Source organism: Streptomyces sp. Y7, from assembly GCF_043195415.1.
Taxonomy (GTDB): Bacteria; Actinomycetota; Actinomycetes; order Streptomycetales; family Streptomycetaceae; genus Streptomyces.
Window position 1 is genome coordinate 1,203,239 of the sequence record NZ_JBIDDQ010000002.1, and the last position, 18,266, is coordinate 1,221,504.

Annotated in this window: 15 protein-coding genes; 4 read left to right on the forward strand and 11 right to left on the reverse strand. The window is 71.2% G+C overall.

Annotated features, from left to right (window positions below; translation table 11 throughout):
- Window positions 1–41: 41 nt before the first annotated feature.
- The gene (locus ACGFW6_RS11005) at window positions 42–1,076 is read right to left on the reverse strand and encodes a methyltransferase domain-containing protein (RefSeq protein WP_393506881.1); all 1,035 of its coding nucleotides are present in this window, start codon (window positions 1,074–1,076) and stop codon (window positions 42–44) included.
- A gap of 384 nt (window positions 1,077–1,460) precedes the next feature.
- Here ACGFW6_RS11005 and ACGFW6_RS11010 point away from each other — a divergent pair, with 384 nt between their 5' ends.
- Both ACGFW6_RS11010 and ACGFW6_RS11015 read left to right on the forward strand, forming a co-directional pair.
- Window positions 1,461–3,896, forward strand: a complete 2,436-nt coding sequence (locus ACGFW6_RS11010) for an HAD-IC family P-type ATPase (RefSeq protein WP_393506883.1) — start codon at window positions 1,461–1,463, stop codon at window positions 3,894–3,896.
- A 662-nt stretch (window positions 3,897–4,558) separates the two neighbouring features.
- Window positions 4,559–6,337: a BTAD domain-containing putative transcriptional regulator gene (locus ACGFW6_RS11015; RefSeq protein WP_393506885.1), complete on the forward strand. Its 1,779-nt coding sequence runs from the start codon at window positions 4,559–4,561 to the stop codon at window positions 6,335–6,337.
- A 104-nt stretch (window positions 6,338–6,441) separates the two neighbouring features.
- Here the strand turns inward: ACGFW6_RS11015 and ACGFW6_RS11020 are convergent, their stop codons facing one another.
- The 7 genes from ACGFW6_RS11020 to ACGFW6_RS11050 all read right to left on the reverse strand — a co-directional run bounded on the left by ACGFW6_RS11020 (window position 6,442) and on the right by ACGFW6_RS11050 (window position 11,937).
- Window positions 6,442–6,657 (reverse strand): MbtH family protein, encoded by a 216-nt coding sequence (locus ACGFW6_RS11020; protein ID WP_393506887.1) that lies wholly within the window; start codon window positions 6,655–6,657, stop codon window positions 6,442–6,444.
- A 141-nt stretch (window positions 6,658–6,798) separates the two neighbouring features.
- Complete coding sequence (locus tag ACGFW6_RS11025; RefSeq protein WP_393506889.1) at window positions 6,799–7,986, reverse strand: lipase; 1,188 nt, start codon at window positions 7,984–7,986, stop codon at window positions 6,799–6,801.
- A 195-nt stretch (window positions 7,987–8,181) separates the two neighbouring features.
- A complete protein-coding gene (locus ACGFW6_RS11030) occupies window positions 8,182–8,625 on the reverse strand; it encodes a hypothetical protein (protein ID WP_393506891.1) in 444 nt (147 codons plus the stop codon).
- Complete coding sequence (locus tag ACGFW6_RS11035; RefSeq protein ID WP_393506892.1) at window positions 8,622–9,524, reverse strand: prephenate dehydrogenase; 903 nt, start codon at window positions 9,522–9,524, stop codon at window positions 8,622–8,624. The genes ACGFW6_RS11030 and ACGFW6_RS11035 overlap by 4 nt, the downstream gene beginning before the upstream one ends.
- Window positions 9,525–9,579: 55 nt before the next feature.
- Entirely contained in the window at window positions 9,580–10,029 is a 450-nt protein-coding gene (locus tag ACGFW6_RS11040) for a phospholipase (RefSeq protein WP_393506895.1), read from the reverse strand.
- A gap of 140 nt (window positions 10,030–10,169) precedes the next feature.
- A complete protein-coding gene (locus tag ACGFW6_RS11045; RefSeq protein ID WP_393506897.1) occupies window positions 10,170–10,964 on the reverse strand; it encodes an ABC transporter permease subunit in 795 nt (264 codons plus the stop codon).
- Window positions 10,965–10,968: 4 nt separating this feature from the next.
- Window positions 10,969–11,937: an ABC transporter ATP-binding protein gene (locus ACGFW6_RS11050; protein WP_393506899.1), complete on the reverse strand. Its 969-nt coding sequence runs from the start codon at window positions 11,935–11,937 to the stop codon at window positions 10,969–10,971.
- 134 nt (window positions 11,938–12,071) lie between these two features.
- On the opposite strand from ACGFW6_RS11050, the gene ACGFW6_RS11055 reads away from it, so the two are divergent.
- Window positions 12,072–13,763, forward strand: coding sequence for a sensor histidine kinase (locus tag ACGFW6_RS11055; RefSeq protein WP_393506901.1), 1,692 nt, complete (start codon window positions 12,072–12,074; stop codon window positions 13,761–13,763).
- Between the two features lie 83 nt (window positions 13,764–13,846).
- The gene (locus tag ACGFW6_RS11060) at window positions 13,847–14,512 is read left to right on the forward strand and encodes a response regulator (protein WP_393506903.1); all 666 of its coding nucleotides are present in this window, start codon (window positions 13,847–13,849) and stop codon (window positions 14,510–14,512) included.
- A 73-nt stretch (window positions 14,513–14,585) separates the two neighbouring features.
- Here ACGFW6_RS11060 and ACGFW6_RS11065 read toward each other — a convergent pair whose 3' ends face one another.
- From ACGFW6_RS11065 to hppD, 3 genes are read right to left on the reverse strand one after another with little or no spacing between them, the layout of a single operon-like run.
- Window positions 14,586–15,923, reverse strand: a complete 1,338-nt coding sequence (locus ACGFW6_RS11065) for a PLP-dependent aminotransferase family protein (RefSeq protein ID WP_393506905.1) — start codon at window positions 15,921–15,923, stop codon at window positions 14,586–14,588.
- Window positions 15,920–17,065, reverse strand: coding sequence for an alpha-hydroxy acid oxidase (locus ACGFW6_RS11070; protein WP_393506907.1), 1,146 nt, complete (start codon window positions 17,063–17,065; stop codon window positions 15,920–15,922). Before ACGFW6_RS11070 ends, ACGFW6_RS11065 begins: the two co-directional genes overlap by 4 nt.
- Window positions 17,062–18,126: a 4-hydroxyphenylpyruvate dioxygenase gene (gene hppD, locus ACGFW6_RS11075; protein WP_393506909.1), complete on the reverse strand. Its 1,065-nt coding sequence runs from the start codon at window positions 18,124–18,126 to the stop codon at window positions 17,062–17,064. Before hppD ends, ACGFW6_RS11070 begins: the two co-directional genes overlap by 4 nt.
- Between the last annotated feature and the right edge of the window lie 140 nt (window positions 18,127–18,266).

Genomic DNA, 18,266 nt, shown 5'->3' on the forward strand with positions numbered 1-18,266 from the left:
CGTTTTCGGCCAATCGACTTGAGCCGTCGGGAGGAATTCGTTCAGTGGCCGGCGGCCCTGCGTCCCACTCCGATGATCGCGCGCCGTGGGACGGTGAGGTGCCAGTGGCCCGTGGCGTCCTCGCGGCGCAGTTCGGTCTCCGTCACGGAACCGTCCTTCCCGGTGTACCGGAAGACGGACTTCGCCCGTTCGGCCACCCAGCGGTACGCCTCCTGCTCGGCCCGCCCGTCGAACACCTTGACCAGGCCGTACATGTGCAGCAGATAGCGGCCGATCGCCAACTCCGCTTCCTCCGGGGTGGCCCCCACGACGGTGTACGGGTCGTCGATCTCCAGGACCTCGCGGTGCTCGAATCCGGACTTCTCCAGGTACCCGTCGATCTCGTCCCGGGTGAAGTGCAGGAATTTGTGGCCGGTCGTCGAGTAGACGTCGGTCACCTCCTCGAACCAGACGTCCATGGGGGAGCCGACGGCGAAGTCGTGCAGCACGAACGCGCCGCCGGGCCGGAGCATGCGGTAGGCCTCGCTCGCCACCGTCTGCCGGTCGGAGGGGGGCACGTGGTGCGAGCCGTAGGCCAGGAGTACGGCGTCGACGGACCCGTCACGCAGCAGCGGCTGCTCGGCGCGCTGCAGCAGGGCCGGCATGCCGGCCGCCCAGGCCGCCGCGACCATGTGGGGGGACGCGTCACAGGTGAGGATGCCGAAGTCGTCGAGGCCGAGTTCGTCGCACACCTTGCGCACGAGTCCGTCGCCGCCCAGCAGGTCGACCAGCACCGGCTGCCGGCCGTCGGGGGCCGGGCCGTGGGGTGCGGCCAGCCCGAGCAGGGTCCGGATCCCGGTGGCCCGGGCCCGGGTGTTCAGCGCCTGGGCCTTGAGGTAGACCACGCCGCGGCCGCCGTCGGCGTCGTCCCCGAAGTCGTCGTGCTGCTCGAGGGTTCTGCCGAGCGTGGCCCGCCACGCGGCGATCCGCTGCGGGTCGATGCATGCGTACAACTCCGGGTGGAGCTGCCGGAGCGCCGTCAGCTGCCCCGGAAGGTCGTCCCCCGTCACGACGGACCCGCTCGTCTGTACCTGCATGAGGCTCCTCTGCGTGGGGTGAAGGGAGGCCTGCCGGGATGCCGAAGGCGGTGTACCGGCCGGCGAGCGAGCACAGGGATACCGGTGGCGTGCTGCGGGACCCGACGCTAGGAGCCGGTAGTTTCCCTTCGATATTGATCCGTTTTCGTCGCCGTCCCGTAAGGGGCCGGGACGGTGACGAACTCGCCCTCCACGCCGAGCCGTTGTGCCGGGTTCGTCCTCGTTGCTGTCGTCCGGCGCGCGACCGGCGCACCTGACGAAAGTCAGGCCAAGAGACGTCCTTCGTGCCTGGTGGCGGGGATCCCGCGCGTCCTAACGTCGATCGCGAACCCCCGGCATCGCCTCGCGCGGCGCCGGAGACGACGGATGCGGAGGAATCCACCGATGGAAAAGCGGCTGGACGAGCCCGGCGTGACTGCCGAGGCCGTCGCATCGGGGGCTGACGCCCCGCCACCGCACACCGCGGGCGACGGCCGGAGCGTTGGTCTCAGCACGGCCGAGGTCGCCGAGCGCGTCGCCGCCGGCCGGGTCAACGACGTACCGGTCCGGTCGAGCCGCAGCATCGGCGAGATCGTCCGGAGCAACCTCTTCACCCGCATCAACGCCATCATCGGCGTGCTGTTCGTGATCATCATGGTGGTCGGGCCCGTCCAGGACGCGCTGTTCGGCGGTGTCATCCTCGCCAACACGCTGATCGGCATCATCCAGGAGATCCGAGCCAAGCGGACCCTGGACCAGCTCGCGATCGTGGGCGAGAGCCGGCCTCGGGTGTGGCGCGACGGGCAGCGTGTCTCGCTGCGCGCGTCGGACATCGTCATCGACGATCTCATCGATCTCGGGCAGGGCGACAAGATCGTGGTGGACGGCACGGTCACCACGGCCGACAACCTCGAGGTCGACGAGTCCCTCCTCACCGGCGAGGCGGACCCGGTCCTCAAGCATCCCGGTGACGCGGTGATGTCCGGCAGCTTCGTGGTGGCCGGGGCCGGTGCGTTCACGGCCACCCGGGTCGGCCGGGAGGCCTACGCCGCTCAACTCGCCGAGGAGGCACGGCGGTTCACCCTGGTCAACTCCGAGCTGCGCAACGGCATCGACCGGATCCTGAAGTTCGTCACCTACGCGATCATCCCGGCGGGGATCGCGCTGATCATCACCCAGCTGATGGTCAACGACGACGACCTGCCCGAGGCGGTCCGACGCATGGTGGGCGGTCTGGTGCCGATGGTGCCGGAGGGTCTGGTCCTGCTGACGTCGCTGGCCTTCGCGGTCGGCGTGGTCCGGCTCGGCCGTAAGCAGTGTCTGGTGCAGGAACTTCCCGCGATCGAGGGTCTGGCCCGCGTGGACACCGTGTGCCTGGACAAGACGGGCACCCTGACCGAGGCGTCGATGGACGTCGACGAGGTGCTGCCGCTGGTGTCGGATCTGTCCGTTGAGGACGTGCTGGGTGCTCTCGGCGCCGCCGACGAGCGTCCCAACGCCAGCCTCCAGGCCATCATCGACGCGTTCCCCGCCCCGCACGGCTGGGAGCGGCACGCGGTCGCGCCCTTCTCCTCGGCCCGCCGGTGGAGCGGGGCGGAGTTCGCCGAGCCGTCCGGTGAGCGCTCGGCCTGGCTGCTCGGGGCACCGGACACCATGCTCGCGCCCGGGCACTCGGTGCTCGCCGCGGCCGACTCCTACGGCTCCCGGGGCATGCGGGTGCTGCTGCTCGCCCGCGCCACACGACCGCTCGACGACCTGCTCGACGCCCCGGCGACGGTGCCCGACGCGGTGGTTCCGTGCGGGCTGGTCGTCCTCAAGCAGCGCATCCGTCCCGAGGCGCCGGCGACCCTGCGGTACTTCGCCGACCAGGGTGTCTCGGCCAAGGTGATCTCGGGTGACAACGCGGTGTCCGTGGGCGCCGTCGCCGCCGGTCTCTCGCTGCCCGGCGCCGACAGCCCCGTGGACGCGCGGTTCCTGCCCGAGGACCCGAAGGCACTGGCCGACGAGGTCGAGAAGCACACCATCTTCGGGCGCGTCGGGCCCCAGCAGAAGCGGGACATGGTGGGCGCCCTGCAGTCGCGCGGCCACAACGTCGCGATGACCGGGGACGGTGTCAACGACGTGCTCGCGCTGAAGGACGCCGACATCGGTGTGGGCATGGGCTCGGGCAGCCCGGCCACCCGGGCGGTCTCCCAGATCGTGCTGCTCGACAACAACTTCGCGTCGCTGCCCTCGGTGGTGGCGGAGGGCCGGCGGGTCATCGGCAACATCGAGCGGGTGGCCAACCTGTTCCTCACCAAGACGATGTACTCGGTGCTGATGGCCCTGGTCGTGGTGCTGACGCAGGTGCCGTATCCGTTCCTGCCCCGCCACATCACGCTGATCGGCTCGCTCACCATCGGCATCCCGGCGTTCTTCCTCGCCCTGGCACCCAACAAGGAACGCGCCCGGCCCAACTTCGTCGGGCGAGTGCTCCGGTTCGCCGTGCCCGCCGGCGCGCTGGCGGCGGCGGCCACCTCGGTCTCCTACTTCTTCGCCCGGTCCGTGTACGACGACAACCTGGACGCGGAGACCTCGGCGGCGACGCTGGCGCTGTTCCTGACCGCGCTGTGGGCCCTGGCCATCATCGCCCGCCCGTACACCTGGTGGCGCATCCTGCTGGTGCTGACGATGGGCCTGTCCTTCGCGCTGGTACTGGTCGTGCCCTATCTGCAGGAGTTCTTCCAGCTGCAGTTGGTCGGCCTGGCGGCACCGTGGGCGGCGGTGGCCTGCGCCGCGGTGGCCGGGCTGGCTCTGGAGATCGTGTGGGCCCGCGACCGGCGTCGGGCCACAGCCGACTGAGACCACCGGGGCGGTAATCCCCCGGCTGCCCCGGTAGAGGAAGGGCCGCCCGGCACGGTGCCGGGCGGCCCTTCCGGTGCTCCCGGGAGGCCACCTCGCCCCGGTGTCCGGTCCCCGCCCGCGTCACCAGGCATTCTGTACGGGCTTTACGCAAACACAGACATTACAAACCACTTATCGGGCGACCGGGTGAACGGTTTGAGACACATACCTCCTACGAAAGGCAAGTCCACACCTATCGAAAGTCGAGTGTTGGAAGCTGTGTGGTTACGTATCATTCGAGAGAGGCAAGGGGGACTCATGATGACCCGTTGACACGACGTCCGGCATTTACGCGAGCCCGATATCACCCATACGCCGCGCTTGCCGGATCAACGGATTCGGAGCCCAGCCCTCCACTTCCCGATCCGCGATGGGAGAGCCCTACTTGGATCCAGCCAACTACGGAAAATGGAACTGCATCAGTGCCATAACTTTACAGACGGGGGTCTCAAGCAGCCATGGAATTCCGCTCAAGAAACACATATCGAGGGGCAGAAAGAGAGCAGCGGGATGCATCGGACGGAAATCGAGGAACCAATCCAGGAATAACTGAATTAACTACGGAAGAAAGCAACACGAACCATCTGGAGTTCCGAATACTCGGGCCGCTGGAGGTTCGCATGAAGGGCCGCACGCTCACCGTGGGCGGACCCCGGCAGCGCGCCGTCCTCTCGGCCCTGCTCCTCTCGGCGAATCAGGTCGTGTCCTTCGACGCGCTCATCGAGAAGGTCTGGAACGGGCAGCCACCGAGCACCGCCCGCACCCAGGTGGCCATCTGCATCGCCGCCCTCCGCAAGATCTTCCGCTCCGCCGGCTGGGACCGGGAGACCATCGTCACCGCCACGCCCGGCTACATGCTCGCCCTCGTCGGCCACTCGCTCGACTCCGCGCGCTTCGAGCAACTGGTCGCCGGCAGCGTCCGGCTGACCGCCGAGAAGCGCACCGCCGAAGCCGCGCACGCGCTGCGCGACGCGCTCGCGCTGTGGCGCGGACCGGCGCTGGGCGGCGTCTACGCGCCCTTCGCCGAGACGGAGGCGGCCCGCCTCGACGAGCAGCGGATGCTGGCGATCGAGCAGTTGGCGGCGCTCCGGCTCCAGCTCGGTGAGCACCAGGCCATCCTCGGAGAGCTGCAGGCCCTGGTGAGCGCCTGCCCGCTGCGCGACCGGCTGCGCTACTACCTGATGCTCGCCCAGTACCGTTCGGGGCGACGCGCCGAGGCACTGACCACCTTCCGCGACGGAATGCGCCACTCCGTCGAGGAGATAGGGCTGGAACTCGGCGCGGAACTCCAGGAGCTGCACAACGCGATTCTCCGCGACGACGTCCCCCAGCCGTCAGCGCCCGCAGCCGCTGCCGCGCACACCGAGAAGAAGACTGTCGCCCCGGCTCAACTCCCCCAATGTGACGCCTACTTCGTCGGCCGCAGCCGGGAACAGTGGTTGATGGACGACGCACTCCTCACCCAGACCACGCAGAATTCCTCGTCCATCGCGCACCTCACCGGAAGTCCCGGGATCGGGAAGACCAGCCTCGCCGTCCACTGGGCTCGTCGGTCGGCACACCATTTCCCCGACGCGCAGCTCTTCGCGAACCTGCGGCAGAACCAGCCGCTGGACGTGCTCCACCAGTTCCTGCGCCACCTGGGTGTCGAGGGTCCACTGCCCACGGATCTGGCGGAGGCCGCCAAGCGGTACCGCTCGGCCGTGGAGGGCAGGCAGGTGCTGGTGGTCCTCGACGACGCCTCGTCCTACACCCAGGTGCGGCCGCTGCTGCCGGACAACGGCAGGTGCCGGGTCCTGATCACCGGCCGCACCGCCTTCGACGAACTCCTGCAGAACCCGGGCCTGCTGCGCATACGCATCGGTCCGCTGTCCGACGACGAGTCGCACGAGATGCTGACCGGCGTCCTGCGTGACGCGCGGGCCGAGGAGTTCCCCGAGACCACGCAGCGCCTCGTGCGGCTGTGCGGCAACACACCGCTGGCGCTGCGCGCCGCCGCGGCGAGGCTGCTGACCAAACAGCACTGGCGGGTGCACGACCTCGTACGGCGTCTGGAACGGTCGGCCCACCGGTTGGCCGAGTTGAGCATCGGCGAGGACTCACTGCGCGCCCGACTGGACCGCAGCGTGCAGGAGCTGGACGCCGCGGCGGCCTACGCCTACGCGGGGCTGAGCCGGCTGGACCACCCCGACTTCTGCGTCGCGAACGCGGCCGACGCCCTGGAGATGGACCAGTTGGACGCCGAGGACCTCATCGAGACGCTGGTGGACGCGCAACTGCTGGAAGTGGTGGGCCGCGGCCGCCGGGGCGAGATGCGCTACCGCTGGCAGGAACTCGTGCGGCTGCACGCCCAGGCCACCCTGTCCGAGCGGACGTTCGGCGCGCACATCGGCGTCTGAGCACGACGCACAGCGAACCGCCCCGCCGGACTCGGTCCGGCGGGGCGGTTCGTCACTCGGGCGGCAGCGTCGTCTCGGCGGACACCGAGCCGCTGCGGCGCGGGTCAGGCCTCGGCGTTCATGGCCTCGACGAGGCTCTTGGGGCGCATGTCGGTCCAGTTCTTCTCCACGTACTCCAGGCAGGATTCGCGGTCCGACTCGCCGAAGGCGACCGTCCACCCGGCCGGCACCTCCACGAAAGACGGCCACAGAGAGTGCTGGCCCTCGTCATTGACCAACACGAGGTAGCGGCCGTCTGCGTCTTCGAACGGATTGGTCACGTCGCATTCCTTCCGGGAACGTCGGGCTGAACTGCGTGGGACGCTGGAACCTGGATCCCATCCCGGTCAACGTACGAGGCCCGCGTTTCCCTCCGATATCGGTTCGCTTTCGGCGGGCCCGCAGGCCGCGGCTTTCGCCCGTCACGGGTCGTGCCGGCGGATCCGTGGGTCGTACCGGGCGAGCTCGTCCGGCCCGGATGCCGCGACGCCGCTCAGCCGCTCGTCGAGGTAGGCGGCGAGCAGTCGGCGGGTGAGGGCGAGGGCGTCCTCGGCGTGTTTCGGGGGCGCCGGTGCAGCGGCCCGGCCGAGCCGCTCGGCCAGCAGGCCGTAGTCGGTGAAGGATGCGTGGTCCGCACCGGCCACCGAGTACCAGCGTCGCCAGCCGGACAGCCGCCGCCACGCCCGCTCCCAGCTGGGATCGGCGCCCGGCCGGCCGTGCTCGTCGGCGCCCAGCAGCAGAAAGGGCCGCCACACCCGGGTGGTTCCGCCGCTGTGGATGGTGCCGTCGAGATCGGCGCCCACCGCGAACCCCGGGTCGACGCGCACCGCCTCGAACGCGGCGGCGCCGCCCACGGAGTGCCCCACCGCCGCGACCCGGGCGGGATCGAGGCGCGGCATCCGGCGGCGGTCGGGCCCGGACAGCGCGAGCAACTGCCGGCGTACGTACGACAGATCGGCGGCCCGGGTCTCGGCGACCCGCCGCCCGTCCGGGGAGCCGTGGCACGCCCGGCAGCCGGTGACTTCGCCACCGGGACGGCTGACCGCGACGGCCTCATGGGCATGGTCGACGGCGGCGACCGCGTACCCCTTGCTGGCCAGGTCCTCGGCGAGCGCGGTCAGCGAGGTACGGGGCAACGAGAACCCCGGGGACAGGACGACCAGGGGCAGTCCGGGGCCGTGCACCGGGGCCGGCGGGGCGTCGCGTGCCGCGTGCACGCGCACCCGGCTGAGCAGGTCGGCCGGCACCCCGTCGATCCGGTGCGCCCGCAGGATCAGCTCCGACTCCCGCCGGGTGACGTAGCGTGCGGCGGGCGCCGCCGAGTGCCGGGCCGGAAACCAGAGCGATACCGTCAGTTCGCGCATCCGGCTCGGGGTCCAGGGGTCGCGGCGGGAGGTGTCGCGCAGTTCCAGGACGCGCAGCCCGACCGGGCGGGGCCCGGTCGGCTCGGGCAAAACGGGTGCGGCGGAGGCGGCCGCGCCGGGCCCGCTCGCCGCCGTGCGCGGCGCGCCCGCGGGGTCGTGTCCGCAGGCGGAGACGAGGGCGAGCAGCGCGGCCGCCCCGAGGGCGGCGAACCGACGCAAGGCGAGCCCGGTTCCGGTCACCTTCATGATCGGCGCTCATTTCGTCGGGAACACCGGACGCCGATCACGCTAGGCGCGAGGAGCGGCTGCCGGGTGCGCCGACGGCGCATTCATCACCTTCGTCGACGGGATCGGTGCCGCACTGCGTTCCGGGCCGGCGATCCGCTCCCGCTTTCGTCGTGCCGCCGGCCCGTTCCGCCCCGTCTTCCGTCGGGCTCGCGGTCAGATCGAGGTGGCACCGAGACCGACGTCGACCACGCCGGTGATGTCCTGTGGTCCACCCGGCCGCGTGACCTCGTCGAAGTCGAAGTCGTAGCGGTCCGAGATGCCGAAGTGACCGCACACGGTCGGGCCGACCCACGACTCCTGCCCGGAGGCCGTCCGCCAGGTGATGAACCAGCTCGCGCAGTAACCGTCCGGCGCGCCCCAGCCGCTGCCGGGCAGCAGGTCCTCGACCCAGCCGGTCACGCGCGCCTCGCCGTCGCCGACGCACACGGATATCTCCCCGCGGCCGAAGCTCTGGGAGTCGCTCCCGGTGGCGCAGGAAGCCGCCGTGGGCGGAGCCGCGGCGCCGGCCTGCGGTGCCGCGGCGAGATGGGCCACGGCGAGGGCTCCGGCGGCGAACGTCGTGGCGAGCAGGCGCCGGTGGGCGGGTGAGCGGGTCATGTGGGTGTCCTCTCCGACGGGTGTACGGACGCGTGTCCGGTGCGCTGGGCGTCCCACGGTTCGGGAATGCGTGCGCGCCCTGCCGCACCGAATCGCAGGGTCTCGCGCAGCCGTTCGGGGCGGACGGTGTCGCCGGCACCGGCGATCTCCCGCAACTCGCCGGCCAAGAGGCCGGCCTGGAGGGCCCAGCCGTCCAACTGGTCGGCGACGGGACCGGCGTTGGCCGTGAGGATCTCCGTCCACAGGTCCAGGTTGCCGTCCGCGGTCCGGGTGACGTCCCGCAGGTCCTGCCCGGCCAGCCGTACGGCGGACTCGTGGCCGTCGAGCAGGCGGGCCGCGGCGAGGCTGGCGATCACATGCGGGGCGTGCGAGACGAGGGCCACCGCCCGGTCGTGGGCCTCCGGGTCGAGCAGCACCGAGACGGCGCCGCACAACGCGACGAGTTCCAGAGCGCAGTTGAGGGCGGGCGTGTCGGTGGCATCGGTCGGCGTGAGCGCCCAGGGACGCCCCTCGAAGAGATCCTCGCGGGCTTCGAGGGGCCCCGAACCGCCCGCCCCGACGACGGGATGGCCGGCCACCAGTGCGGTCAGGTCGCAGCCCTGCGCACGCGCCTCCTGATACAGCCGGACCTTCACGCCGGAGACCTCGGTGTAGACGCGGGCCGTGCCCCGTCTCTGATGCTGGGCCAGCACCTGCGCGACCTGCCCGGGCGGCACCGCGACCACGGCGATGTCGGCCGGCTGCGGGGGTGCCTCGGCGACTCCCGCACCGCGCACCTCGGCCCTCCGGGCGGCCTCCTGGTCGGTGTCGATCAGATAGGTGACCACGCCGTGCCGGCGCAGCGCGAGCCCGACGGAGCAGCCGATGGGCCCGGCCCCCACGATGGCAGCGGTGCGCATGCCGTCGTCCTTTCTCGGCCTCCGGGATCAGCCCGGTGCCGGTCCGCGGGAGGGCTCAGCCGAAGATCTTCACGGCCTGGTAGTAGGTCCAGGCGGTGCCGTCGCAGTTCGTCTTCTTCTCACCGGTGTAGGCCGCGCACACCCGCTTCATGTCCTCGTAGAAGGCGTTGTCCACACGGCTCTTGTTGGCGTCGAAGGTGCCGGCCGCCTTGTAGTTGCGGTAGCCGAAGTCATGGCGTGCACAGGACAGTTCGAAGGGGAAGCCGAACGGGTTGTTGGGCGCCTGGGTGCAGTGGTCGGTGGACCAGTCGAACGCGTAGGCGGCCCAGGCGGCCTGGTTCTGGCGGGCGGCGTTCCAGGCGTTGTAGCTCGCGGCATCGGTCTGCGTGAAGGAGGAGAGCACCTGCGGCTTGTCGGCGGGGGCGGCCTGGGCCGGTGAGGCGGCCACACCGACGGCGAGCGCGCAGCCGGCGAGGGTCACGGAGAGAGTCGTACGACGACGCATGGGGGAACCTCCGAAGGAACGGACGGGTTGCCATCCCAATGTCGCCACAGCCGATATGGGGCCCGTATCGCGCGGTTATCCCCGCTGCCGAAGGCGTGCCGCGGGTCGGCGGGAAGGGGGACCGCCGACCCGCGGCGCGGTCAGGCGTCGCGCCGGCGCAGCACCACGTAGCCGCCCACGATCGCCGCGAGCGCCCACAGGAGCAGCACCACGAGCGCGGTACCGGCGCTGTACGGGTCGGTGTCCTGCGTCATCAGCACGGTGCCCGCCTCGCTGGGCATGTACTCGCTCGCCGTCTTCAGCCACTCGGCACCGACGACGCCCATGAGCTGGGGCAGCGCCAGCAGCATCATGATGAGGGTGGTGATGGTGCCGGCCGCGCTGCGCAGCACCGTGCCCACACCGATGGACATGGTCGCGAGCAGCGCGAGGTAGGCGGCCGCGCCGAAGGCGGTGCCGAACAGCTCACCGCTGGTGTACTCGCCGTACTCCCCCATGAAGGAGGCGGCGGCCAGGCTGGCCAGCACGCTGAACACGAATCCGAGCACGGCGATGACGGAGATGACGACGAGCGTCTTGGACATCAGCATCCGGCTGCGCGCGGGCACGCTCTGCAGCGTGGTGCGGATCGAGCCGCTGGAGTACTCGCTGGTCAGCGCGAGCGTGGCGAGCACCACCACGGTCAGCTGGGAGAGCAGGAAGGCCTGGGAGGCGTGGTGCGGGGCGGGCATCGTGACGTCCACGCCCTTCTTGGCGCTGGCGTCGGCGGACATGCCGACGATCACCGCGAACCCGACGGTGAGCACCAGCCCGACGAGGAGGTTCCACCATGTGGCGCGCACGCTCCACAACTTCGTCCACTCGAAGGCGATGGCGCCTCGGAATCCACCGCCGGAGACGGGTCCGACAAGCTTGGGGGCCGTTGTCGCTGTCATCTGCTTACGCTTCCTGGTGATCCGGTGCTTGGGTTGCATGCGCTTCGGGCACGTGGGCGAGCGAGGGCGAGCCGTACTCCACGCTCGCGGCGGTGAGTTCCATGTACGCCTGTTCCAGACTGGCCTTGCGCAGGCTCAGTTCGTGGACCGGGACGCGGTGCTGGAAGGCCAGGTCGCCGATCTCCTCCAGGGTGCCGCCGACGACCATCAGTTCCTCGGGCGCGCTGCCGGCACCGCGTTCCACGCTCATGCCGAGCCGGAGGAGTTCGCGGCGCAGCACGTCCGGCTGCGGGGTGCGGACACGGACGGCGTTCAGGGAGCTGCTCGCGATGACCTCCTCGATCGGGGCGTCCGCGATGACCTTGCCGCGGCCGATGACCACCAGGTGGTCGGCGGTCTCCTGCATCTCGCTCATCAGGTGGCTGGAGACGAAGACCGTGCGGCCCTCCGCGGCGAGCTCCCGCATCAGTTCACGCACCCAGCGCACCCCGTCGGGGTCGAGGCCGTTGACGGGTTCGTCGAACAGCAGCACCTTGGGATCGCCGAGCAGCGCCGCGGCGATGCCGAGCCGCTGGCCCATGCCGAGCGAGAAGGAGCCGATCCGCTTCTTGGCGACCTCGGTGAGGCCGACGGTGTCCAGCACCTCCCCCACCCGCGAGGCGGGGATGCCGTTGCTGCGCGCCATCCCCAGCAGGTGGTGGTAGGCCGAGCGGCCGGGGTGCCCCGCCCGGGCGTCGAGCAGGGCGCCCACCTCGCGCAGCGGGTGCTTGAGCTGCGCGTAGCGCTTTCCGTCGACGAGTGCGCGGCCCGCCGTCGGCTCGTCGAGACCGACGATCATGCGCATGGTCGTCGACTTGCCCGCGCCGTTCGGTCCCAGGAAACCCGTCACCATTCCCGGGTTGATCTGGAACGAGAGATCGGACACGGCCGTCTTGTCCCCATACCTCTTGGTCAGTCGGTCCACAGTGATCATTGCCTGTCGGCTCCTTCCGAAGTCACGAGTCAAAACTAGGAAGGACCGGCTCCGGGAACATCTGGCGTTCGGCAACGATGTGACTCGACTTTCGGCAGGTTCGTGGCCTGCCCCGGCTCTTGTAGCGTGCAGGAATGCAGCTGTTACAGGTCATCAGGCGACGAGTGGAGTTCGGGCTCGACAGCCTGGGTTCGGAACGGCCGTTCACCCGGCGCGGCGATCTGCTGCTCCTGGCGTTGCTGCTCGCGCCCTCGGCGCTCAGCGTCCACAGCCTGGCAGCCTCGCCGGGCAGTTGGCTGGCCGTGACACTGCTGATCACGGCCGGGGTCGCCGTGCGCCGGACGCTGCCCCTGCTGTCCCTGGTGCTGGCCGGGCTGATCGTGCTGTTCTACGTCACGCTCGGGTCGATCGTGTGGACGGCGGCGGCGACGGTCGTACTGAGCTTCGCGGCCGGCCGCCGGGTCGCCCGGCTGTGGCAGGCGCACGCGGTGTTCCTCGGTGTGGCGGCGGCCGGACTGCTGCTGGTCAATCTGTTCGCCGAACCCAAGGACTGGCTGAGTCTGCTCATCACGGAGTTCTGCACCTGCGCGCTGCCGTGGTGGGCGGGCAACTGGTGGCGGCAGCGTTCCGATCTGTCCCGGGCGGGCTGGCAGCGCGCGGAGCAGCTGGAGTGGAAGAGCCGCTTCATCGCGGAGCAGGCCCGGCTCAAGGAGCGGGCCAGGATCGCCCAGGACATCCATGACTCGCTGGGACATGAGCTGAGTGTGATGGCCCTGCTGGCGGGAGGGCTGGAGCTGGCCCGGGGTCTGTCGGACGAGCAGCGCCAGACCATGGCGCAGCTGCGTGAGCGCTGCACCATGGCGACCGAGCGGCTGCACCAGGTCATCGGACTGCTGCGGGAGGACTCGACTCCCTTGCTGCGGCCGGCGCACGAGTCGATCGGCGATCTGGTGCGGCGCTTCGACCGGTCCGGGATGCCGGTGCGGTTCCGTGAGGAGGGCGCGGACACCCGTCAGCCGCCGCTGCTCACCGAGCTCGCCGCGTACCGGGTGGTGCAGGAGGCGCTGACGAACGCGACCAAGCATGCCCCGGGCGCGGCCATCACCGTACGGGTGAGTCATCGCGTGGACCGGACGGTGGTGTCGGTGTTCAACGAGCTGCCGTCCGACGAGGACGGTCCCGCGGCGACCGGCAGCGGACTGGGGCTGATCGGCCTCGACGAACGCGTCCGGCTCGCGGGCGGCACGCTGCGGGCCGGCCGTCGCGCGAGCGGCTTCGAGGTGCGTGCCGAGCTGCCGCACGAGCAGTCCCTTCCGGCGCTGTTCGGGGACGAGGCGGACGACGCGGCCGCGCCCGAGGCCGGTGCGGATGCGGCAGGGCGGCTCGACCCGGACGTGCAGGCCGTGCGGTCGGACGCGGACTCCGGTGCCCCGCTGGAGTCTTCCGGCTCCGCCTCCCGGACCGCGCTGGCGCGGGCCACGGCACGGCTGCGCCGGGACGCCCGGCGGGCCGCGCTGCTGCCGGTGGTGCTCGGTGCGGCGCTGGTGCTGTCGCTGGTCGGCCTGTACGTCTTCACCTCGGCGATGACCTCGTTGTCCCCCGAGGACTACGCACGGATGCGTCTCGGCGAGTCGCGCGCGGAACTGGCCTCCGTGCTCCCCGAGCGGCGCATCCGCAAGCCCCCGCCGGTCGTCACCGAACCCCCCGTTCCCGCGGCGGCGGCGTGCGAGTACTACCGGGCCGGCGACAGCGTCCTGACGTTCTCGGACACGATGTTCCGGCTGTGTTTCAGGGATGATGTCCTGGTGGCCAAGGACAAGCTGTGACAACGGAGTTGCCCGGTGCTGCCGCAGTGCGGGCCCGTCGGCCGGAACCCGGCCATCAGTCGGAAACCATGGTGAAGGAACGGATGATTCGCGTACTGCTCGCCGACGACGAGACCATCATCAGGGCTGGAGTCCGCTCCATCCTGACCACCGAGGAGGACATCGAGGTCGTTGCGGAGGCCACGGACGGTCGTCAGGCGGTGGAGCTGGCCCGCCGGCACCGGCCCGACGTGGTGCTGCTCGACATCCGCATGCCGGAGATGGACGGCCTGGCCGCCGCCGGGGAACTCAGGGCCACCAATCCGGACAGCGCCGTGATCATCCTGACCACCTTCGGCGAGGACAAGTACATCGAGCGGGCGCTCGACCAGGGTGTGGCCGGCTTTCTGCTGAAGGCCTCGGACCCGCGCGATCTGATCTCCGGGGTGCGCGCCGTGGCGTCCGGCGGTGCCTGTCTGTCCCCGTTGGTGGCGCGCCGGCTGATGACGGAACTGCGCCGGGCGCCCGCGCCGCGGGCCGAGGCGTCCGGGGATCGCACCGCGCTGCTGACCAAGCGGGAGCAGGAGGTGCTGGGGATGCTCGGCGCCGGGATGTCGAACGCGCAGATCGCCGAGCGGCTGCATCTGGTCGAAGGCACGATCAAGACATACGTCAGCGCGATCCTGAACCAGCTCGGTGTCCGCAACCGGGTGCAGGCGGCGATCATCGCCTACGAGGCGGGCCTGGTGAACAAGGACGATCTGGAGTAGCCCGCGCGGGGCGGGGCAGCGTGCCGTACCGGTCCCCGGAGGTCCGGTACGGGCGCGCTGCCCCGCCCCTGGTTCAGGCCCGGCCGTCCTCCTTCGCCCGGTCCTTGACGAAGCGCGCGAGGCGTACGGCGCCGTCGACGGCCTGGTCGACGGTGACGCCGCTGCACGAGAGGCGGATCCGGTGGTCGCCCGCGCCGTCCAGGTGGAAGTAGCGCATCGGCGTCCAGATCACGCCGTACGTCTGCGCCGACCGGCGCAGCGCCGCCTCGTCCGCGGGGAACGGGACGTCGAGGGTGAGGAAGAAGCCGCCGTCGGGGTCGTTCCATCTCACCCCGGCCGACTCGGTTTCACCGGGCGGCAGTTCACGGGCCAGGGTGTCGCGCAGGGCCCGCATGGTGGCCTGGTAGTGCCGGGCCACCGGCTCGTTGGCCGCTCTGAGTCCCCCGCCGGCGCGCAGCAGCAGTCCGGCGACGGCGGCCTGGCTGAGGCTGGAGGTGTTGACCGTGACCATGCTCTTGACCTTGGCCAGTTCATCGGCGAGCAGCCCGGGCGCCCCGCTGTCGGCGCTCTCCACCGGCTGGTCGGCGACGACGAACCCGACGCGCGCGCCCGGGAAGGCGGTCTTCGCGAAGGATCCGAGGTAGATGACGCTCCGTCCGGTGTCCAGCGCCTTCAGGGTGGGCCGCCGCACCGTGCTGAAGACGCCGTACGGGTTGTCCTCCAGGAGCAGCAGTCCGAGCCGACGGGCTCTGGCCAGCAGGGCGGTGCGGTCCTCCACGGACATGCTGACGCCGGTGGGGTTGGAGCAGTCGGGTACCACGTACAGGGCCTTGGCCCGGCGGCCCTGCTCCGTCAGTTCCCGCACGACGCGGTCGAGACCGTCGAGGCTCGGTCCGTGCGCGGTGCCGGGCACGGGGACGACGTCGATGCCCAGCAGGCCGGCGGCTCCGGTGACGCCGACGTAGCAGGGGCTGTCGACCAGCAGGACGTCGTCGGGGCCGGTGAACAGGGCGCGCAGGGTGAGCAGGACGGCTTCCTGGCAGCCGACGGTCACGACCACGGAACCGGGGTCGACGGCCATGTCCTCGTCCACCCGCAGCATGTCCGCGACGAGGTCCCGGATCTGGCCCGCCGTCTCGCCGTACTGGTAGAGGGCGGTGCGCACGCGCTCCTCGGACAGGCCGCGCTCGCGCAGGTGGTCGAGGTAGGTCTCGATGAGTGCGGGGACGTCCGCGACGTCGAAGCCGGCCTCGTAGGGGCGGCCGGGGGCGAAGGAGATGGCCTGCGGATAGCGCAGGGTCACCTCGTTGAGGAAGTTCATGGTGTCGAGCAGCGGCTGGGACAGGCTGGGGTGCAGGGCGGCCCGCGGCAGTACGGGCGCGCGATCGGCGGTGTCGGCGGTGATCGTCATCGGCGGCTCCTGTCCGTATGCGGCCGGCCCGGCGGCAGGACGGTGTCCGGGCCGATGGTCCGCGTCGTCGCGTGACCGGTGAACACCATGGTCTCGGCGAGCTCCTCGGTCAGCAGGGAGAGCATCCGGTGCACCCCGTCGGTGCCGTCGACGGCCAGGGCGTACAGCGCGGGCCGGCCCACGAGGACGGCCCGGGCGCCGAGGGCCAGCGCGACCAGGACGTCCGCCCCGGTGCGGATCCCGCCGTCCAGCAGGACGGGGCAGCGGTCGCGTACGGCGGCCACCACCTCGGGCAGTGCCTCCAGGGTGGCCGGGGCGCCGTCGAGTTGGCGGCCGCCGTGGTTGGAGACGACGATCCCGGCGACGCCCGCGGCCACGGCCGCCTCGGCGTCCCGGGCGGTGAGCACTCCCTTGGCGAGCACGGGCAGTCCGCTCTCGGCGCGCAGCCGGGCGACGACGGACCAGTCCAGCGAGCGGTCGAAGGCGAGGCGGCTGTGGGCCCCCGGTGCCGCCGCTCCGGATGCGGCCGTCGCGGTCAGGTTGGCCGGGCCGATGTGGTCGGGGATCCGGAAGCCGTTGCGCAGATCGCGCAGCCTGCGGCCGGTGAAGGGGGTGTCGACGGTGAGCACCAGGGCCTGGTAGCCGCTCGCGCCGGCCCGGCGGGCCAGGTCGAGCGTGGTGTCGGTGTCGCGGAAGCAGTACAGCTGGAGCCACAGTGGAGCGGCGCCGGCCGCGGCCACCTGCTCCAGGCTCGTGCTGGAGAAGGTGCTGACGACCAGGGGCAGGCCGAGGCGGCCGGCGGCCCGCGCGGTCGCGGACTCGCCTTCGGGGTGGGCGAGTTCGTGGTAGGCGACCGGGGCGATGCCGACGGGGGCGGCCCAGCGCGAGCCCAGTACCTCGACCGAGGTGTCGGGTTCCTCGATGCCGGGCAGGGCCCGCGGGCGCAGCCGCGTCGCCTCGAAGACCGCCTCGTTGGCGGCCAGGGTCCGCTCCCGGCCGGCCCCGCCGGCGATGAAGTCCCATACGTCGAGGGGAAGTCGGTCCCGGGCGAGGTCCGCGAAGTCGGCCAGGGCGTGGGGCTCGGGCGCCGGACGGGCCGCGCTGTGCGGAGCGCCCGGGCGCCGCAGCGCGGGCGTCGTCATCGGCCGGCCACTTCCCGCTCCCGCTCGACGGCCTCGTACAGCGCCTTGATGTTCGAACTGCCGAAGCCCCGGGCGCCGTTGCGCTGGATGTACTCGTAGAAGAGCGTGCCGCGGGGGTAGGGCGAGCGGGTGAAGATCTGCAGCAGGTATCCCCACTCGTCGCGGTCCACCAGGACGTTGGTCTCGCGCAGGTCGGCGATGCGGTCGGCCATGCCGCTGACGCGGTCGGTCAGCAGGTCGTAGTAGGCGCCGGGGGTGCGCAGGAAGGCGACGCCGCGGTCGCCGAGTCCGCGCACGGTGTCCACGATGTCGTCGACGAGGAAGGCCAGGTGCTGGACACCGGCGCCGTTGTGGGACTCCAGGAAGCGGTTGATCTGGCCCGGCAGCCGGCTGTCGTCGGGCTCGATGAGGGTGAAGGTGATGCCGCCGTCGGCGTTGCGCACGACGATGGAGTCCATGGCCTGGCCGCCGACCTCGATGTACTCGGAGGAGTAGAAGGGCGTGTCGAAGGCCGCCTCGTAGAACTCGGCGGTCCTGCGCAGGGTGCCGGCCTCCAGGCAGACGGCGACATGGTCGAGGGCGGGGCGCGGTGCGCCCGTGCCGGCGGAGGCGGGCAGCAGCGCCCAGTCGCGGTCGGGCGGCAGCGGGACGCCGGTGCCGGTCGGCACCAGGGTGTGCCGGATGTCACCGAAGCCGGACACGGCCGCGTACCAGGAGTCCCCGCCGGCCAGCGCCGGGGTCGGTGCCTGGCGCACGGCGGCACCGGCCAGGACCGCCCGGTCGAAGGCGGAACGGACGTCGGTGCAGCTGAAGGCGAGGTCGGCGATGGAGTCGCCGTGCCGCTCGACGTACCGCGCCACGACGGTTCCCTCGCCCAGCGCCTGGGTGACCACCAGGGTCACCTCGCCGCTGCGCAGCACGGTGGAGCGACGGTCCGGCGTGCCCGTGGCGGGTCCCGCCACGGCCACCGGCACGAAGCCGAGGCTGTCGGTGAAAAATCCCGCGGCCTCCCGGTCGTCGGCTACGTACAGCTCGGCATAGGCGATGGCAAGGGGCGGCATGGAGACTCTCCAATACAGGAACGGGAGAAACGGGGAGCGCTGCCGGAATACAATTTCGGAGCTCGTTCTGGGAATGCCGACGGACCACTGAGACCAACAGCCGAGAGCACTCTACAAATACCCCGTATAACCTCGCTATC

Excerpts from the sequence above, each read along its gene's own strand:
- ACGFW6_RS11005 (WP_393506881.1), bottom strand. The coding sequence starts at position 1,076 with ATGCAGGTACAGACGAGCGGGTCCGTCGTGACGGGGGACGACCTTCCG.
- ACGFW6_RS11010 (WP_393506883.1), top strand. The coding sequence starts at position 1,461 with ATGGAAAAGCGGCTGGACGAGCCCGGCGTGACTGCCGAGGCCGTCGCA.
- ACGFW6_RS11015 (WP_393506885.1), top strand. The coding sequence starts at position 4,559 with ATGAAGGGCCGCACGCTCACCGTGGGCGGACCCCGGCAGCGCGCCGTC.
- ACGFW6_RS11025 (WP_393506889.1), bottom strand. The coding sequence starts at position 7,986 with ATGAAGGTGACCGGAACCGGGCTCGCCTTGCGTCGGTTCGCCGCCCTC.
- ACGFW6_RS11030 (WP_393506891.1), bottom strand. The coding sequence starts at position 8,625 with ATGACCCGCTCACCCGCCCACCGGCGCCTGCTCGCCACGACGTTCGCC.
- ACGFW6_RS11035 (WP_393506892.1), bottom strand. The coding sequence starts at position 9,524 with ATGCGCACCGCTGCCATCGTGGGGGCCGGGCCCATCGGCTGCTCCGTC.
- ACGFW6_RS11040 (WP_393506895.1), bottom strand. The coding sequence starts at position 10,029 with ATGCGTCGTCGTACGACTCTCTCCGTGACCCTCGCCGGCTGCGCGCTC.
- ACGFW6_RS11045 (WP_393506897.1), bottom strand. The coding sequence starts at position 10,964 with ATGACAGCGACAACGGCCCCCAAGCTTGTCGGACCCGTCTCCGGCGGT.
- ACGFW6_RS11050 (WP_393506899.1), bottom strand. The coding sequence starts at position 11,937 with ATGATCACTGTGGACCGACTGACCAAGAGGTATGGGGACAAGACGGCC.
- ACGFW6_RS11055 (WP_393506901.1), top strand. The coding sequence starts at position 12,072 with ATGCAGCTGTTACAGGTCATCAGGCGACGAGTGGAGTTCGGGCTCGAC.
- ACGFW6_RS11060 (WP_393506903.1), top strand. The coding sequence starts at position 13,847 with ATGATTCGCGTACTGCTCGCCGACGACGAGACCATCATCAGGGCTGGA.
- ACGFW6_RS11065 (WP_393506905.1), bottom strand. The coding sequence starts at position 15,923 with ATGACGATCACCGCCGACACCGCCGATCGCGCGCCCGTACTGCCGCGG.
- ACGFW6_RS11070 (WP_393506907.1), bottom strand. The coding sequence starts at position 17,065 with ATGACGACGCCCGCGCTGCGGCGCCCGGGCGCTCCGCACAGCGCGGCC.
- hppD (WP_393506909.1), bottom strand. The coding sequence starts at position 18,126 with ATGCCGCCCCTTGCCATCGCCTATGCCGAGCTGTACGTAGCCGACGAC.